Source organism: Allobosea sp. 05T422_2, from assembly GCF_056396265.1.
Window position 1 is genome coordinate 15,388 of record NZ_JBFTLD010000047.1, and the last position, 17,606, is coordinate 32,993.

Genomic DNA, 17,606 nt, shown 5'->3' on the forward strand with positions numbered 1-17,606 from the left:
ATCGCAGCGCAGCATAATCCGCCTCAATTTCGGCTGAGGCCACTAGCGGCGATGCCGCACGCATGATATCGGGCCTCGTCAACTCGGTAGCGGGCGCATGTTGTCGCCCACCCTGAAATGCCCCGCATGGGCTTGGAGTTGGCGATGGCAAGCATCAGTGACACCCTCATCCGCGACGGCCTGACCTTCGACGACGTCCTGCTCGAGCCGGGGCCGTCCGAAGTGATGCCGGCCGACGTCAATATCTCGACCAAGCTCACCAAGACGATCTCGCTCAACCTGCCGATCATCGCCTCGGCGATGGACACGGTGACCGAGGCCAGGATGGCGATTGCCATGGCGCAGGCCGGCGGCCTCGGCGTCGTCCACCGCAATCTGGAGGCCGACCAGCAGGCCGCGCAGGTGCGGCTCGTCAAGAAATTCGAATCGGGCATGGTCGCCAACCCGATCACGATCTTCCCGGACGAGACACTGGGCGACGCGCTTGCTCTGATGCGGCACCATTCGATCTCGGGCATCCCCGTGGTCGAGCGCGGCCCGCAGGGACACAAGGGCAAGCTCGTCGGCATCCTGACCAACCGCGATGTCCGCTTCGCCGACCGCCCCGAGCAGCCCGTCGCCGAGATCATGACCAAGGATCGCCTGATCACRGTGCGCGAAGGCGTGACCCAGGAGGAGGCACGCCGCCTGCTCCACCAGTTCCGCATCGAGAAGCTGCTGGTCGTCGATGATCATTTCCGCTGCATCGGCCTGATCACCGTCAAGGACATGGAGAAGCAGGTCGCCCACCCGCATGCCGCCAAGGACGCGCAGGGTCGTCTCCTGGTTGCAGCGGCGACTACGACCGGCGATCTCGGCTTCGAGCGCTCCGAGCKGCTGATCGACGCCGGTGTCGACATCATCGTCGTCGACACCGCCCATGGCCATTCCGCCAAGGTGCTGGAAGCGGTCACCCGGGTGAAGAAACTCTCCAATACCGTTCAGATCATTGCCGGCAACGTTGCCACCGCGTCCGGTGCGCAGGCTCTCATCGATGCCGGCGCCGACGCGATCAAGGTCGGCATCGGGCCGGGCTCGATCTGCACCACCCGCATCGTCGCGGGCGTCGGCGTGCCGCAGCTCACCGCGGTGATGGACGCAGCCTCGGCGGCGAGCAAGGCGGGCATTCCGGTCATCGCCGATGGCGGCATCAAATATTCCGGCGACCTCGCCAAGGCGCTGGCCGCCGGCGCCTCCTGCGCCATGGTCGGCTCGCTGCTTGCCGGCACAGACGAAACGCCGGGCGAAACCTTCCTCTACCAGGGGCGCTCCTACAAATCCTATCGCGGCATGGGCTCGGTCGGCGCGATGGCGCGCGGCTCGGCCGACCGCTACTTCCAGCAGGACATCAAGGATGCCCTGAAGCTGGTGCCGGAAGGCATCGAGGGTCAGGTCGCCTATAAGGGGCCGGTCTCCGGCGTGCTGCACCAGCTCGCGGGCGGCTTGCGGGCTGCGATGGGCTATGTCGGCGGGCGCGATCTTGCCGACTACCAGTCCAAGGCCCGGTTTATCCGCATCACCAGTGCCGGCCTGCGCGAGAGCCATGTCCACGATGTCACCATCGTGCGCGAAAGCCCGAACTACCCGACGCGATCCTGAGGCCCAGGCCTCGCCGATACCATCGTGACGCCGATTGGCCCTCATACCGCGAAATTGCCCCAAGAGCATGCTGCGAAAAAGTGGCAACGGTTTTCGCACTGAGCATGCTCTAAACTATGAGAATCGATCACGTTTTCTGCGTTTGGACGATTTCGTCCAAACGCAGCGTGATCTGCCGGCAACCTCCCGGGGTGAGGGTTTTCCTTTGCATGAACAGCGAGAGGCGAGCCGCCCATGACGATCCAATTGGTCTACCCCGCCCTGGCTCAGATCCTGTGGACCTTCGTCGTGCTCGGCATCCTGTTCCAGCGCCGTCGTGTCGCCTTCCGGAACAAGGAGGTCGGGATGGCCGATATCGCGGTCTCGACCGAGCGCTATCCGGAGCGTGCCCGCCTCGCCGCTGCGAACTATGCCAATCAGTTCGAGACGCCGGTCATTTTCTTCGCGCTGATCATGCTCGCCATGGAGGTCGGCGCGACCGGCACGGTGATTGTTGCCCTTGCCTGGGCCTTCGTGCTGACGCGCATCGTGCACACCTTGATCCATACCGGGTCCAACCGGGTCCCAGTGCGCGCGGCTGTGTTTGCTCTGGGTGTCGCCTGCCTGTTCTGCATGACGGTCGGCATTGTCGTTACGGTACTTTGACATGCTCGTGCGGCGTGCAATGATCGCAGACGCACGTCCGCAAGATATACTCTGTCACATCCTCGCTACATCGTGAGACAAACGCTGTTTCGCGCTTGCGCCCAAAACCACCTGCCGGCATGCTAAATGCTTGCGGCTAGGACGGTTTAGGGACGACCGTTCCAAATGGTACAGAGTCTGTCCCGCTCTGGCGCAAGGTTTCGCATGGCTGTCTTGTCTTTCGGGCGCGTTGTTGTCGTGGCCGCCGTCGGCGCGGTCGCAGCTGGCGCGGGTCTCCATTATTCCGGCCGATCAGTCCCTCCTCCGCTCGATCGCATTCCCTACGGAAAGATCATCCCGCCCTATGCCCAGCCGGCCCAGCAGGCCGCGGCCCCATCATCACGCGCTTCGGGACAACAACGCCCACCCGTGACGATCGTCACGGCCAAGGCTGAACGCCGGCCGATGCCGGTCAGGCTCGACGCGATCGGCACCGTGCAGGCACTCTCGAGCGTTGCGGTGCGCTCGCGCGTCGATACGCAGATCATAGAGGTCGGCTTCCCCGATGGCGGCTATGTGAAGAAGGGCGACATGCTCTTCCGCCTCGACTCCCGCCTCGCGGAAGCGCTGCTGAAACAGGCCGAAGCGGGTGTTGCCCGCGACAAGGCCTCGCTCGCCTCCGCCGAAGCCGATCTGCGCCGGGCGGAAGAACTCGCCAAGCGCGATTTCGCCACCGACCAGCGTCTCGACACCGCCCGCACCCAGGTCGCGACGCTCAAGGCCAGCGTCCGTGGCGGTGAGGCAGCGGTCGACGCCCTCAAGGTCCAGCTGACCTATTACACCATCACCGCCCCGGTTTCGGGCCGGATTGGCGTAGCCGGCCTCAAGGAAGGCAATATCGCCAAGACCGGCGACAATTCGACCACGCTGGTGACGATCAACCAGATCGATCCGATCTATGTCAGCTTCGCCCTGCCGCAGCGCCAGCTGTCCAGCATCCGCGAAGCGATGAATGCCGGCACGGCCGTGGCGGTTGCCACGCAGCAGGGTGCGAGCCGCGGCGTCGAGGGCAAGATCGCGGTCATCGACAATCTCGTCGATGCGACGACCGGCACGATCCAGATGCGCGCGATCTTCAACAATCCTGACGAGACCCTGTGGCCCGGCGCCCTCTGCCAGGTCCGCCTGACCCTGCGTGTCGAGCCCGATGCGCTGACCGTGCCCCGCGAAGCCGTCCAGAACGGCCAGAACGGCACCTTCGTCTTCGTGATCGAGGACGGCGTCGCCCGCGCCCGCCCGGTCACCGTCGACCGCACCATCGATGACCGCGTCGTACTTGCGTCGGGCCTGAAGGGCGACGAGACGGTCGTCATCGACGGCCAGCTCCTGCTGACCGATGGCGCCCGCGCGGTCGAGCGCAACCGGGGCGGCCAGAGGCCGCCGCCCAACCAGACCTCGCAGCGCGGGAGTGCTGGCTGATGAACCTCCCGGAGGCCTGCATCCGTCGTCCGGTGATGACGACACTCCTGATGGCAACCTTTCTGATCTTCGGGTTGTTCGCCTTCAAACAGCTTCCGGTCGCGGCATTGCCGCGGGTCGATTTCCCGACGATCAATGTCAGCGCCCGCCTGCCGGGCGCGAGCCCCGAATCGATGGCCTCCTCGGTCGCCGCACCGCTGGAGCGCGAATTCGCCTCGATCTCGGGCATCACCTCGATGTCCTCGGTCTCGCAGCTCGGCGCGACCTCGATCACGCTGCAATTCGACCTCAACCGCAATATCGACGGCGCAGCGCTCGACGTGCAGGCCGCGCTGAGTGCCACCGCTCGTCGGCTGCCGCCGGAGCTGCCCTCGCCACCCAGCTTCAGGAAGGTCAATCCGGCCGACCAGCCGGTGCTGTTCATGGTGCTGACCTCGGCGACGAAACCGCTCTACGAAGTCCATGAATTCGGCGAGAACATCCTGCAGCAGCAGATCTCGCAATTGCCTGGCGTCGCGCAGGTCAACATCTTCGGCGCGCAGAAATACGCCGTGCGCGTACAGGTCAATCCCGACGCCGTCTCGGCTCGCGGCCTGGCACTGAGCGATGTCCGCAATGCGATCGCCGCCGCCAACTCCAATTCCCCGGTCGGCACGCTCAATGGCGAGAACCAGCGCCTGACGCTCGGCGCCACGGGCCAGATGGAGCGCGCCGCCGAGTACGGCAACCTCATCATCTCGCAGAAGAACGGCGTGCCGATCCGCCTCGAGGACGTGGCACAGGTCTACGACTCCGTCGAGAACAACCAGACCGGCAGCTGGTTCAACGGGCAGCGCTCGATCATGCTGGCGGTCTATCGTCAGTCCGACGCCAACACCGTCGAGGTCGTCGACAGCATCAAGTCCAGGCTCGAGGCCTATCGCGAGCAACTTCCAGCCGCGATGGAACTCAATGTCCTGAACGACCGCTCGATCCCGATCCGGGAGGCGGTGGAGGATGTCGAGGTCTCGCTGATGATCGCGATCGCGCTCGTGATCATGGTGATCTTCCTGTTCCTGAAGAGCCTGGCCGCGACGCTGATTCCGACGCTCGCCCTGCCGATTTCGCTGGTCGGTACCTTCGCGATCATGCACGCGCTCGGCTATTCGCTCGACAACATCTCGCTGCTCGCACTGACGCTCGCGGTCGGCTTCGTCGTCGATGACGCCATCGTCATGCTGGAAAACATCATCCGGCATATCGAGATGGGCAAGAAACCGTTCCAGGCGGCCCTCGACGGCTCGCGCGAGATCGGCTTCACCATTCTCTCGATCACCATTTCGCTCGTTGCCGTCTTCATTCCCGTCTTCTTCATGGGCGGGGTCGTCGGCAAGGTTTTCACGGAGTTTGCCGGCACGATCGCGGCCGCGATCATCGTCTCGGGCTTCGTCTCCCTGACCCTCACCCCGATGCTCTGCGCCCGTTTCCTCAAGGCGCATGATCACCACAAGAAGCCGAACCTGATCGAGCGCGTCTTCGAGGCCGGCTTCCAGGGGATGCTGGGCGCCTACCGCTGGACCCTGGATTGCGTGCTGAAGGCGCGCATCCTGATGCTGATCTTCACGCTGGCGACGGTCTATATCTCGGCGCAGATGTATATCGACATCCCGAAGGGCTTCTTCCCGACCGAGGATACCGGCCTCCTGCGCGCATCGACCGAAGGCCCGCCCGACACGTCATTCGAGGCGATGGCGGCGCGCCAGATCCGCATCGCCGAAATCGTCAAGGCCGATCCGGCAGTCGATTATCTGACGTCGAATATMGGCGGCTTCAACGCCACCAATAACGGCTTCATGTTCATCGCGCTCAAGCCCAAGGATCAGCGCGAGAAGGCCGAGGTGGTGATCTCGCGGTTGAGGCGCGCGACCGGCGACGTGCCGGGTATCACTGCGGTGTTCCAGCAGGTGCAGAACATCAACCTCAACGCCGGCCGGTCGTCACGCGCGCAGTACCTCTATTCGCTGCAAGGACCGGACCTGAATGCGCTCTTCGCCTATGCTCCGCTGATGCAGCAGCGGCTCGCGCGGCTTCCGCAGCTGCGCGATGCCAATATCGATCTGCAGTTGCGCAACCCGCAGCTCTCGATCGACATCGACCGCGAACGCGCCGCGAGCCTGGGCATTTCCAGTGACCAGATCCGGCAGGCACTGGGCAACGCTTTCGGCTCGCGCCAGATCGCGACGATATTCACCCCCTCGACCGATTATCAGGTCATCATGGAGGCCAATCGCGCCTATCAGCAGGATCCCGCTGTGCTCTCGCGGTTGCTGCTCAAGGCTGCGAACGGCCTGAACGTGCCGTTGGAAACGGTGGCGACGATCAAGCCCAGCGTCGGCCCGCTCGCGGTGAACCGCATTTCGCAGCAGCCGGCGGTGACAATCTCGTTCAACACGGCGCCGGGCATCTCGCTTGGCGACGCCGTCAACGCCATCCGCGCGGCCGAGCGCGACGTCAATCTGCCGGCCTCGATCGTGACGAGCTTCGCCGGTTCCGCCCAGCTGTTCCAGGATGCGCTGAAGGGGCAAGGCCTGCTGATCTTCGCCGCAATCCTGGTGATCTACATCATCCTCGGCATTCTCTACGAGAGCTTCATCCACCCGATCACCATCCTCTCCGGCCTCCCCTCTGCCGGCCTCGGAGCGCTGCTCGCCCTGCAGTATTTCAACATGGACCTGTCGGTGATCGCGATCATCGGCATCCTGATGCTGGTCGGCATCGTCAAGAAGAACGCGATCATGATGGTCGATTTCGCGATCGAGCGTCGTAAACAGGGGGACGACGCGTTGACCGCCATCCGCGAGGCGGCGCTTGTCCGCTTCCGTCCGATCATGATGACGAGCTTTGCCGCGATCTTCGGCGTGCTTCCCATCGCACTCGGCGCGGGCGCCGGCGCCGAGCTCCGGCAGCCGCTCGGCATCGCCGTGGTCGGCGGATTGATCGTCTCGCAGCTGCTGACGCTCTACATCACGCCGGTGATCTATTTCTACCTCGACAAGGTCGACACCTGGCTCTCCGGCCGCAGTCGCGGCGAGCGCGAGAGCGTGCCCAGCTCCGCTGTGCCCGTAGCCATCCCGCAGGCGGTGCGCGGCCCGGACCTCTGAGGGCGGTCAAAGCCTCCCTCTCAATCGTTCCTGCGCCACGAACTTCGCATCTCCTGCAGTTCGTGGCGTATTTCTGCAGAATGCATCAAAGGCAACCTTGTGCCTTAAAGCGGAGAGAACGGCGGCTTGCATAACGCTGGGTGAGTGATCCCTGCCATAAGCAAAGTCGTCGATGTTCCGCATAAGAAATGCCGTGCCGCTGTCGGGCCATACTCCGCCCGGAATCCATCCGTCTCCTTCCCGAAGGGCCGCTCTGACGCGGTATGCAGCCATGGTGCTGCTCGGATTGGTTCTCGGAGCGAGCGGCACGGCGCTGACCGTCACCCTCGTTCGGGCTGGTGATGACGCCGGCGTTCGTGCCTTCCATCTTCAGGAAGCAGCGAGACGTGCGCCCAGTGCCGCGGCCTTGACCTATGCTCCGGTCAGTTCAGGCTGGAGGCTGCCGCTCTTCGGCTCATACCCGGATGGCCGGATCGAACATCCCCCCGTCCTGCGCGAACGCGGCAAGCCGCGCGATGGAGCGACCGTAAGCACTCTCCGTGCAACGGCCCGTTACGATACCGGATCAGGCGCCTCCCGCACCATTTGCGTACGGATGTGCGACGGCTATCACATGCCGCTTGGCCATTTGCGATCGCAAGCTGACTGGCCGGCGCATGAGGCCCTTTGCACGGCGATGAATCCCGGCATCCCGGTCAAGGTCTTCCGCGTTCCTGCCGGCGCCGCGGATATCGACGGCGCCGTGGCCTCCGACGGCAGGACCTATGGCTCCCTGCCCGTTGCCTATGGTCACGAGACATCGTCCGACCCGGGCTGCAGGCCCACCGTCCCGTCTGCCGGTGATCGCCGTGTCTCTCTTCTGCGGGATTTCACCCTGCGCCCAGGCGACTCGGTGGTGCTTGATGGCAAGGTGACAACCTTTGAGGGCTCTTCCACCTGGCCTTACAACCCGAGGAATTTCCGCGATTTTCGGTCGTCGAACGAACTCAACGCCAATCAACGCCGGATGATCGACGACACGGTCGGCGTTTCCAGCCGTGAAGGCCAGATGCTGGCCCTGCGTCGCGACATGACGGTGCGGGAGGCGAAGATCGGTGATGCCACCACGATCGAGCTGCGCGGCCGTTTCGAGAGCGGCTCAGGTGAAACCGCAACCGCCTCGAACATGCAGCGCATCGTCATTTCGCCGGAAAGCTGAACCCCTCTCCAGGCATTTTGGCCGGGCACGCTGCGTTAAGCATCGCGCCCGTTTTGCATGCGCGAACGCCGACGGGCCGTTGATGATTAACGAAAAGTAAACTACACCCCAAGGGCGGCGGACGAAGAACAAGCGCGAGTGGAGTAGACGCGATGTTTCGTGTCCGTGAGATCCCCGACCGGGAAGACCCACCATTAGGCAGCCCTGTCCCCGTCGTTGCGCTGGAGCGTAATGCTCACGGCAAGAAACGAACGGGCCGCTTCGCGGCGATGACTGCGCTTGGCCTTGTGCTCGGAGCGGGTGGCGCGATCGGCACGATCTCGCTCGTCCAGGCTGGCGACGATGCCGGCGTCCGCGACTTTCAGCTCCAGGAAGCGGCGAACCGCCGTGCTATGCGCGCCCCGCAAGCCGGCGCCTATCATGCCCCCATCGCCTATGCGCCCGCGCGTGGCATCTGGAACCTGCCCCTGACGCGCAGCGTACCGAACGGGCGCATCGCGCACCCGCCCGTGGTCTTGAACCCTTTCAGGACGGTCGAACCTCCGCGTCAGGCGGCCCGGCGCCCCACGACGCAGCACAGCGTTGCACGCCTCGATACCGTCTCCGGCAGTGGACATGGCGCGCGCACCATCTGCGTGCGGCTCTGCGACGGCTTTCATGCGCCGATCGGCAATCTGAATGCCCAGTCTGACCTAACGGCACACGACGCCCTCTGCCGGGCGATGAACCCCGGCGTCCCGGTCAAGGTCTTCCGCGTTCCCGCCGGTGCCAGCACGATCGACGGCGCCGTTTCGGCAGATGGCAAGACCTATGGCTCGCTCCCCGTTGCCTATGGCCACGAGAAATCCTCTGATCCAGCCTGCCGGCCGGCGATTGTCTCCAGCGGCGAGCGCCGCGTCTCGCTGTTGCGCGATATCACGCTTCGTCCCGGCGACAGCGTCGTTCTGGACGGCAAGGTCACGACCTTCACGGGCTCGTCGCAGTGGCCCTATAGCCGGCGCGATTTCGTCGATTTCAGATCGGCGCGGGAGCTCAGCGCCGGCGATCGGCGCGGCATCGACGAGCGGGTCGGCATTTCACGCGTCGAAGCGCAGATGCAGGCGCTGCGCCGCAAGCTGCGCACGCGCGAAGCCTCGCTCCGTGACGAGACCGTGATGAGCGATGCAATCGAATTGCGCGGCTCGATCGATCCGCCAACGCGCGGGCCGGTCCGCGTGATCGCCGGGCCGGCGTTCCGGCTTTTGCCTTAGTTCCAACAGGCCTGCCGGCCGACTTTCGGCGGCCCGATGTCAGTCTTGGACGCTGGTTCGGAGGCGCATCTTCTTTGAATTAATCTAAAGAGGGTGCAACTTAGAAAACCTATAAGCGATTGATCTATAACGCTTTTCAATTGACCGCCCTAGCGTCAGGCACTACCGCTCCAGCACCACGAACGTGCAGAGGGCATCTACGCCCGAAGGAGCGAACCATGATCGACAAAACTCGCCTGTGCCTCATCGCCCTGGCGTCCTGCCTGCTCGCTACCCCGGTCCTGGCCCAGAGCGTCAATCTCTACACGACGCGCGAGCCGGCCCTGCTCAATCCCGTCGTCGAGGCCTTCACCAAGGACACCGGCATCAAGGTCAACACGGTGTTCCTGAAGGACGGACTCGAGGAGCGCATCAAGGCCGAGGGCGCAAACAGCCCGGCCGATGTCATGATCATGGTCGACGCCGCGCAGATGATCTCGGCCGCCAATGCCGGCGTCACCCAGCCGATCAAGTCGGCGGCTGTCGACAAGATCGTCCCGGCGCAACTGCGCGATCCGCAGGACAACTGGGTCACCCTGACCAAGCGCGCCCGCATCGTCGTCGTCTCGAAGGATCGCGTGCCGCAGGATGCGATCACCTATGAGGACCTCGCCGACCCGAAGTGGAAGGGCAAGTTCTGCATCCGCGGCGGTCAGCACCCCTACAACAACGCTCTCTTTGCCGCCTATCTCGCGCGCAACGGCGCCGAGAAGACCGAGGCGTGGCTCAAGGCACTCAAGGCCAACACCGCGCGCAAGCCCGGCGGCGGCGACCGTGAAGTCGCGCGCGACATCCAGTCCGGGCTCTGCGATATCGCAGTGATCAACACCTACTATATCGGCCTGATGAGCACTGCTGCGAACGAGCAGAAGGGCTGGTTCGAGGCGATCAAGCCGCTGAAGACCACCTTCGCCAATGGCGGCACCCATGTGAACATCTCGGGCGCCGCCATCGCCAAACACGCCCCCAATCGTGAAAACGCGGTCAAGCTGATCGAGTACATGCTTGGCGACAAGGCGCAGACCATCTATGCCGACGGCAATTTCGAGTTCCCGGTCAACCCGGACGTCAAGGAAAGCGCCGCTGTGAAGCTGCTCGGCAAGGTCAATGTCGACACCACCCCGCTGACCGAGATCGGCAAGAACCGCAAGGCGGCCGCTGACCTCGTCGACAAGGTCGGCTTCGACAATTGAGCCTGTCTCCCACGGMTGGAGAAATGCGACGGTCGCCACGCCTGTGGCGGCCGTCGAGCCGTTTTGTCTGGGCCTCGGTTGCGGGTGCCGGGCTTGTCGCGCTACCAGTTCTCGCGCTCGGCCTGACCGCGCTTTCGTCGGCAGCATCGTCGATCTGGCCGCATCTTGTCGCCAATGTCATTCCCGATGCGCTGGCGAACACCGCCATGCTTCTTGCCGGCGTCGGCCTGCTCTGCAGCCTCATCGGCGTCGGCACGGCCTGGCTCGTCACCCAATATGAGTTTCCCGGCCGTCGCGCCTTCGAATGGCTGCTCGTGCTGCCATTGGCGATCCCGACCTATCTGACGGCCTATATCTACGTCGAGTTCCTGGGCTTCCAGGGGCCGCTGCAAACGGCCTTGCGTGCGGTGACGGGCTATCGCAGCCTGCGTGACTACTGGTTTCCCGATCCGCGCAATCTGGCGGGCGCGATCTTCGTCATGGGGATCGTGCTCTACCCTTACGTCTATCTCAGCGTCCGGGCGCTGTTCGGCCTGCAGAGCGCGACGATCGTCGAGTCGGCGCGGACGCTCGGAGCTGCGCACGGCACCTTGTTCTGGCGGATTGGCTTGCCCATGGCGCGCCCGGCGCTCGTTGCAGGGTTGACCCTGGCACTGCTCGAAACACTCAACGATATCGGCGCGACCGAATATCTCGGGGTCCGCTCCCTGACCCTGTCGATCTACACGACCTGGCTCAATCGCGGCTCTCTGGCGGGCGCAGCCCAGATCTCCTGCGTGATGCTTCTCCTCGTGGTCGCCCTGATCGCAACCGAGGCGAGACTGCGCGGCGCGCGCCGCTTCACGCTCTCGGTGCGCCAGCCCCGCGCCGTCGGCCGCCGGCTCCTGTCCGGGCGCATTGCGCTCGCAGCCAGCGCCGCCTGCGCCCTGCCCCTGCTGCTTGGCGCGCTTCTGCCGATGGGCTTTCTCCTCCAGGAGGTCCTGACGCGCGGCCTGCTGCATCAGTTCGACATGGCCCTGCTGCGCAATCTCCTGAATGCCCTGCTGCTGTCGGCTGGCGCCGCGCTGATCGTGGTGACGCTTGGCCTTTGCATCGTGGCTGCAGGCCGGCTCGGCCGCGAAACCTGGCTGCCGGCGTTCGCGCGCATCGCCTCGCTTGGCTATGCGCTGCCCGGCACGGTGCTCGCGCTTGGACTGCTCGTCCCGCTTGCCGCCTTCGACAATCTCGTCGCCGACACCGTCTCCGCATTGTTCGGCGTCAGTCCTGGTCTCATCCTGATCGGCTCGGGTGCCGCTCTCGTGATTGCCTATGTCGTACGCTTCCTGTCGATCGCGATCTCCGGCATCCAGAGCGGTCTCGCCCGGATCTCGCCGAGGATCGACGATGCCGCGCGCGCCCTCGGCTCAAGCTCGGGCGAGGTGTTGCGGCAGGTGCATTGGCCGCTCGCTCGCCCTGCCATCGCTGCGGCCGCCTTGCTCGTATTCGTCGACTGTCTGAAGGAGCTGCCCGCGACGCTGCTGCTGCGACCGCTGAACRTCGACACGCTCGCAACCATCGTCTACGGACATGCCTCACGCGGCATGTTCGAAGACGGAGCGCTGGCCGCGTTGCTGATCGTGATCGCCGGCCTCTATCCCGCCATCATTCTGGCACGAGCCGGTGGCACGAAGGGGTGACACCGTAAGGCGTTGCGGCTCTCTTTGCCGATCCACAGCTTGTATGCCGGAAATAGGCTCCTCAACTCGACAAGCCGCCCGGCATCGTCATAAACAATTTTAGCTTGACCTCCGGTTCGATTCCGGTTGCAGCCCGGCCGAAGGCCCATGACACGACGCGTTTCCATTCTCGCCTATTCGCTCGCCATCGGCCTGCTGCTTGGCCTGCAATCCTGGGGCGTTGCCGTTGGGCTGGTCGAGCGACATGTCGTTGCCCGCATCGAGGATCGCACCGGCCTCAAGGTGACCAGCCTCGAGCATGCGAGCATCGTCCTTCTGCCTTTGCCGCGGGTCGAGCTCTCGCAAGTCAGCTTCAAGCAACATGACGGCCTGCTCTCCGGCAAGGCGTCGCAGCTCAAGGCCCGCGCCCGCCTGCTGCCGCTTCTGGCAGGGCGCCTCTCCTTCGACCGGATCGATCTGATCTCTCCCCAAATCGATGCCACAGTTTCAGGCAGGGACGATGAGCTCTCGGAATGGCTCGCGCCGCCCCTTGCCTATCTCACCAGCCTCACGAACCAGAGCCGGATCGTGATCATTTCGGGTTCGGTCTTTGCGCGGGCCGAAGGCGCGATCCGCACCATCCTGCGCGATGTCAATCTGATCATCGAGGACCGCGACCCCGAGGAGCCGATCATCGCCTCGGGCTCCGTGACCTGGCGCGGCGTCGCGACCAATCTCAGTGTTGTCTGGCCGGTCGCCGGGGAAAGCGCCAGGCTCTCCTTGTCCGCGACCTCCGAACGGATGAACCTGCGCCTTGACGGCATAAGATCCGGCCTGCGCGAGCCGGTCTTCAATGGGCAATTGAGCCTCTCGACGCCGTCGCTCCCGGAACTGTTCGACTGGTTCGGTGAAACGCCCCGCCTCGCGCCTGCCATCGGACAGCTCAGCATCGCCGCTGAAGCCCAGATCAAGGCCAACGAGATCTCGCTCAGCAACGCAAGCGCCATCTTCGACGGGGACCGCCTCGACGGCGCGATCATGCTCGGCGAAGCCGGCCAACGCTGGTCCCTCTCCGGAACACTCGCCGGCGCGACGCTCGATCTTGGCCGCATGACCAATCGGCTCGGCCTGCCCAAACCCGGCACCGGGCTCGCCAACCCGACGCCGCTCGAATTCGAGGCCTGGACGGCCCATGACATCGACCTGCGCGTCTCGGTGGATGCCGCCCGCCTCGGCGGCGCCCGTCTCAGTGATGTCGCGACCCAGTTGCTCGTCAAGAAGGGCCGCTTCGAGGCCGGGTTGCTTCGCGCGACTGCCTATGGCGGCAGCGTCAAGGGCCGCCTGCTTGCGAGTGCGACCCCGAACACCATCGACGTGAAGCTGCAAGGCAATCTCGACCGGATCAATCTCGGGCAAAGCGCAACCGACCTGCCCGAACTGCCGAGACTGAGCGGGCAAGGCAATCTGCAGTTCGCGCTGGATGGCACGGGCACCACGGCCGAGGCCGTTCTCGCCTCCTTGAACGGAAAGGCGAGCCTCAGTCTGCGTCAAGGCGAGCTTGGCGGCTTTGCTTTCATCGACCTGCTGCGTCGTGCCGAGCGCAATCCTGTGGCGGCCCTGCGGGAATGGCGGCAGGGCAAGACGCCATTCGACAGCGCGAGCGCTACGGCGAATGTCGCCGATGGCATCGCGACAATCACTGATGCCCAGATGACGGGCCCGACCTATCGTCTCACGCTCGCAGGCCAGGCATTCCTGCAGCAAGGCTGGATCGAGATGGCCGGCCAGCTGGCCCAGCAGAGCGGCTCCCTGACGGTGCCCCTCGTCCTGCAGGGCCCGCTCGAAGGTCCATCGCTGGCGCTCAACTCGGAAGCCACCTTGCGTCCTGCCGGCAGCACCCTGCCAAATCTCCTGACGCGCTGACGGTCGCCCGGCTTAGTCAGCCACCACCCGCGCAGATTTGAGCCGCGGCCTGCCCCCGCAGCCTCGCAATTGACCTGTCCACGGACCGGGTGTTTCCTCATCGCAGTCAGCGCGGAAACCACGCCATGCGTGCACCAACGGGATCGATCGTCGGGCTCTGTTCCGCCTCAGCCACCATGTTTGCAATGGGGATGGCGTTCCTCGGCTACTGGGGTGTGCATGAGCCGGTGCCATGGCGGCGGCTCGACATCGTCATCGTCACCCTGGCCTTTGCCGGCTTTGCCTCACTGGRCTCGGTCACCTGGATCGCAACCACACCCGTATCAGCAGATAGTGACGAGAAGGTCGTACCCGCCCGGCGGGCCTTCGCCCTGGGCGTGTTTGCGATCTGGCTGTCTGTTCTTGTCGCGGTCCTGGCGGCATGACGTCGAGAATGTTCGACATCATGCCTCGGTTGTTCCACAGCCCAAGCTTCAGGTCATTTCAAACCTGAAACAAGCCGGCTTCAGCCTTCCTGAGCAGGCTCGTCCGCAGGCGCAGGGCCTTCRTCCTCGGCCTCGTCGTCCCCTGCATCACCGATGCATTCGACCGAGACGACCTTCTCACCGGCTGCGGTGTTGAACACCGTGACACCCTGGGTCGAGCGGCCGGCAATGCGGATGCGGTTGTCCGGTCCCTTGTCGACCGGCACGCGGATCACCTGCCCGCCATCGGTCACGAGCATGATCTGGTCCGTATCGACCGCCGGGAAGGAGGCGATCAGCTTGCCGTTGCGCTCGTTCACCACCATGGCGACGATGCCCTTGCCCCCGCGTCCGGTGACCCGGTACTCGAAGGACGAGGTGCGCTTGCCGTAGCCCTTCTCGGACACCGTCAGGATGAACTGCTCCGCAGCACCCATCTCGGCATATTTCTCCTGGCCGAGTTCGATATCGCTGGCGGCCTCCTCGCCCTCGCTCGCCTGGACCGGCTCGGAGGTGTCGTCGCCTTCGCCATTCAGGGCCTTGCGGGCAGCAGCAGCGCGCTTGAGATAGGCGGCGCGCTCATCCGGCGTCGCATCGAGATGATGCAGGATGGCAAGCGAGATCACCTCGTCGCCATCGGCGAGGTTGATGCCGCGCACGCCGGTCGAGTCGCGCCCCTTGAAAACGCGCACTTCGGGCACGGCGAAGCGGATGCACTGGCCGGCCGCCGTGGTCAGCAGCACGTCGTCATGCTCCGAGCAGATCTGGACGTCGACGATGGAGTCTCCCTCGTCGAGCTTCATCGCGATCTTGCCGTTGCGATTGACCTGCACGAAGTCCGAGAGCTTGTTGCGGCGGACATTGCCCGTCCGGGTCGCGAACATCACGTCGAGCCGCTCCCAGCTCTCCTCATCCTCCGGCAACGGCATCACCGTGGTGATGCGCTCATCCTTCTCCAGCGGCAGCATGTTGTTGAGGAACTTGCCGCGTGCATTCGGCGCCGCCAGCGGCAACCGCCAGACCTTCTCCTTGTAGGCCTGGCCGCGCGAGGAGAAGAAGATGATCGGCGTATGGGTGTCGGCAACGAAGAGCCGGGTGACGAAATCCTCGTCCCTGGTCGACATGCCCGAACGGCCCTTGCCGCCACGCTTCTGCGCCCGATAGGTCGAGAGCGGCACGCGCTTGATGTAACCGGCATGGGACACGGTCACCACCATGTCCTCGCGCGCGATCAGGTCCTCGTCGTCGAGATCCGAACCCCAGTCCTGGATCACCGTGCGACGCGGCGTGGCGAAGGCAGCCTTCACCTCGGTGAGCTCGGTCTTGATGATCGACTGGATACGGGCGCGTGAGCGCAGGATCTCGAGATAATCCGCGATCTCGGTTGCGAGCTTGGCGAGTTCTTCGCCGATCTCGTCGCGGCCGAGGGCGGTCAGGCGAGCAAGGCGCAATTCGAGGATCGCCTTGGCCTGCGCATCGGACAGGCGATAGGTGCCGTCCGGGTTGAGCGGATGACGCGGATCGTCGACCAGTGCGATCAGCGGCGCGATATCCTCGGCCGGCCAGTTGCGATCCATCAGCGAGGCGTGCGCAGCCGCCGGGGTCGGCGCGGTGCGGATCAGGCGGATGACCTCGTCGATATTGGCGACGGCGGTGGCAAGGCCGCAGAGCACATGGGCGCGTTCGCGMGCCTTGTTGAGCAGGTAGCGCGTGCGCCGGGAGACGACCTCCTCGCGGAACTCGATAAAGGCCGAGATGAAGTCCTTGAGGTTMAACACCTCCGGCCGACCGCCATTGAGCGCGACCATGTTGGCGCCGAACGAAGTCTGCAACGGCGTATAACGGTAGAGCTGGTTCAGCACGACATCGGCCATGGCGTCGCGCTTGACCTCGATGACGACACGCACGCCCTCGCGGCTGGATTCGTCACGCAGATCGGAAATGCCTTCGATCCGCTTCTCGCGAACCAGATCGGCGATCTTCTMGACCATCGAAGCCTTGTTCACCTGGTAGGGAACCTCGGTGACGATGATCGCCTCGCGCTCCTTGCGCAGCTCCTCGATATGCGTCTTGGACCGCATCACGATCGAGCCACGACCGGTGTGATAGGCGGAGTGGATACCGCTCTTGCCCATGATCGAGGCGCCGGTCGGGAAGTCCGGACCAGGTACGATCTCGATCAGGTCGTCGATCGAGAGCTCGGGATCGTCGATAAGCGCGATACAGGCATCGATCACCTCGCCGAGATTATGCGGCGGAATATTGGTCGCCATGCCGACCGCGATGCCGCCCGCGCCGTTGACGAGCAGGTTCGGATAACGCGCCGGCAGAACCCGCGGCTCATGCTCCTTGCCGTCATAGTTCGGCTGGAAATCGACGGTGTCGAGGTCGAGATCCTCGAGCAGCGGCATCGCCGCCTTGTCGAGCCTGGCCTCGGTATAACGATCGGCCGCCGCGGAATCGCCATCCATCGAGCCGAAATTGCCCTGACCGTCGATCAAGGGCAGGCGCAGCGAGAAATCCTGCGCCATGCGGACCAGCGCGTCATAGACCGCCATGTTGCCGTGCGGATGGTACTTACCCATCGTATCGCCGACGATGCGGGCGCATTTGGTATAGGGCCGGTCCGGCAGGTTCTTGTTCTCGTGCATCGAGAACAGGATGCGCCGGTGCACCGGCTTCAGGCCGTCGCGGACGTCGGGAAGAGCGCGGCTGACGATCACGCTCATGGCGTAATCGAGATAGCTCTTCTTCATCTCGTCAGTGATGGCGATCGGCTTGATGTCGCCGCCGAAATGCGCGTCTTCCGGCTGGCCGCCGCGCGTGCCGTTGTCGTCTTCGCTCAAGGGATGAGGTCCCGTTTTCTACGATTTTTCAAGCTTCTGGCTATCCGATTCCGCCCCGCGAAGCCAGCAAAAGACGAATCTCTCCAGAGAAATTAAAACCGTTCCTTGTCAACGCGTTACGAGTCGTTTTTGACTCACTTTCCGAGCCCTCCCACAT

The 17,606-nt window shown here is 64.3% G+C and carries 11 protein-coding genes; 10 read left to right on the forward strand and 1 reads right to left on the reverse strand.

Translation table 11 applies throughout. The annotated features are described in order from the left end of the window. Positions 1 to 144: 144 nt before the first annotated feature. From guaB to AC1DJT_RS11485, 10 genes are all read left to right on the forward strand, one after another. Positions 145 to 1,638 carry an IMP dehydrogenase gene (gene guaB / locus AC1DJT_RS11440; protein WP_476834088.1) on the forward strand — a complete coding sequence of 498 codons (1,494 nt, stop codon included), beginning with the start codon at positions 145 to 147 and terminating at the stop codon, positions 1,636 to 1,638. A 234-nt stretch (positions 1,639 to 1,872) separates the two neighbouring features. Further along, positions 1,873 to 2,283: an MAPEG family protein gene (locus AC1DJT_RS11445; protein WP_441505946.1), complete on the forward strand. Its 411-nt coding sequence runs from the start codon at positions 1,873 to 1,875 to the stop codon at positions 2,281 to 2,283. A gap of 204 nt (positions 2,284 to 2,487) precedes the next feature. Continuing rightward, the gene (locus AC1DJT_RS11450) at positions 2,488 to 3,741 is read left to right on the forward strand and encodes an efflux RND transporter periplasmic adaptor subunit (protein ID WP_441489737.1); all 1,254 of its coding nucleotides are present in this window, start codon (positions 2,488 to 2,490) and stop codon (positions 3,739 to 3,741) included. Continuing rightward, complete coding sequence (locus AC1DJT_RS11455) at positions 3,741 to 6,881, forward strand: efflux RND transporter permease subunit (protein WP_441505947.1); 3,141 nt, start codon at positions 3,741 to 3,743, stop codon at positions 6,879 to 6,881. The genes AC1DJT_RS11450 and AC1DJT_RS11455 overlap by 1 nt, the downstream gene beginning before the upstream one ends. 271 nt (positions 6,882 to 7,152) lie before the next feature. Beyond that, the gene (locus AC1DJT_RS11460; RefSeq protein ID WP_476768347.1) at positions 7,153 to 8,079 is read left to right on the forward strand and encodes a DUF2865 domain-containing protein; all 927 of its coding nucleotides are present in this window, start codon (positions 7,153 to 7,155) and stop codon (positions 8,077 to 8,079) included. A 152-nt stretch (positions 8,080 to 8,231) separates the two neighbouring features. Beyond that, entirely contained in the window at positions 8,232 to 9,329 is a 1,098-nt protein-coding gene (locus tag AC1DJT_RS11465; RefSeq protein ID WP_476768348.1) for a DUF2865 domain-containing protein, read from the forward strand. Between the two features lie 218 nt (positions 9,330 to 9,547). Beyond that, on the forward strand, positions 9,548 to 10,561 hold the full coding sequence (locus tag AC1DJT_RS11470) for an extracellular solute-binding protein (RefSeq protein WP_476768349.1): 1,014 nt from the start codon (positions 9,548 to 9,550) through the stop codon (positions 10,559 to 10,561). Between the two features lie 23 nt (positions 10,562 to 10,584). After that, on the forward strand, positions 10,585 to 12,237 hold the full coding sequence (locus tag AC1DJT_RS11475) for an ABC transporter permease (protein WP_476834089.1): 1,653 nt from the start codon (positions 10,585 to 10,587) through the stop codon (positions 12,235 to 12,237). Between the two features lie 147 nt (positions 12,238 to 12,384). Next, on the forward strand, positions 12,385 to 14,139 hold the full coding sequence (locus AC1DJT_RS11480; RefSeq protein ID WP_476768351.1) for an AsmA family protein: 1,755 nt from the start codon (positions 12,385 to 12,387) through the stop codon (positions 14,137 to 14,139). Positions 14,140 to 14,264: 125 nt separating this feature from the next. After that, positions 14,265 to 14,564 carry a hypothetical protein gene (locus tag AC1DJT_RS11485; RefSeq protein WP_476834090.1) on the forward strand — a complete coding sequence of 100 codons (300 nt, stop codon included), beginning with the start codon at positions 14,265 to 14,267 and terminating at the stop codon, positions 14,562 to 14,564. Between the two features lie 80 nt (positions 14,565 to 14,644). Here AC1DJT_RS11485 and gyrA read toward each other — a convergent pair whose 3' ends face one another. Further along, the gene (gene gyrA / locus AC1DJT_RS11490; RefSeq protein WP_476834091.1) at positions 14,645 to 17,449 is read right to left on the reverse strand and encodes a DNA gyrase subunit A; all 2,805 of its coding nucleotides are present in this window, start codon (positions 17,447 to 17,449) and stop codon (positions 14,645 to 14,647) included. Positions 17,450 to 17,606: the final 157 nt, after the last annotated feature.

Coding starts and splice junctions, on each gene's coding strand:
- AC1DJT_RS11445 (WP_441505946.1), top strand. CDS start 1,873: ATGACGATCCAATTGGTCTACCCCGCCCTGGCTCAGATCCTGTGGACC.
- AC1DJT_RS11470 (WP_476768349.1), top strand. CDS start 9,548: ATGATCGACAAAACTCGCCTGTGCCTCATCGCCCTGGCGTCCTGCCTG.
- AC1DJT_RS11480 (WP_476768351.1), top strand. CDS start 12,385: ATGACACGACGCGTTTCCATTCTCGCCTATTCGCTCGCCATCGGCCTG.
- AC1DJT_RS11450 (WP_441489737.1), top strand. CDS start 2,488: ATGGCTGTCTTGTCTTTCGGGCGCGTTGTTGTCGTGGCCGCCGTCGGC.
- AC1DJT_RS11465 (WP_476768348.1), top strand. CDS start 8,232: ATGTTTCGTGTCCGTGAGATCCCCGACCGGGAAGACCCACCATTAGGC.
- AC1DJT_RS11460 (WP_476768347.1), top strand. CDS start 7,153: ATGGTGCTGCTCGGATTGGTTCTCGGAGCGAGCGGCACGGCGCTGACC.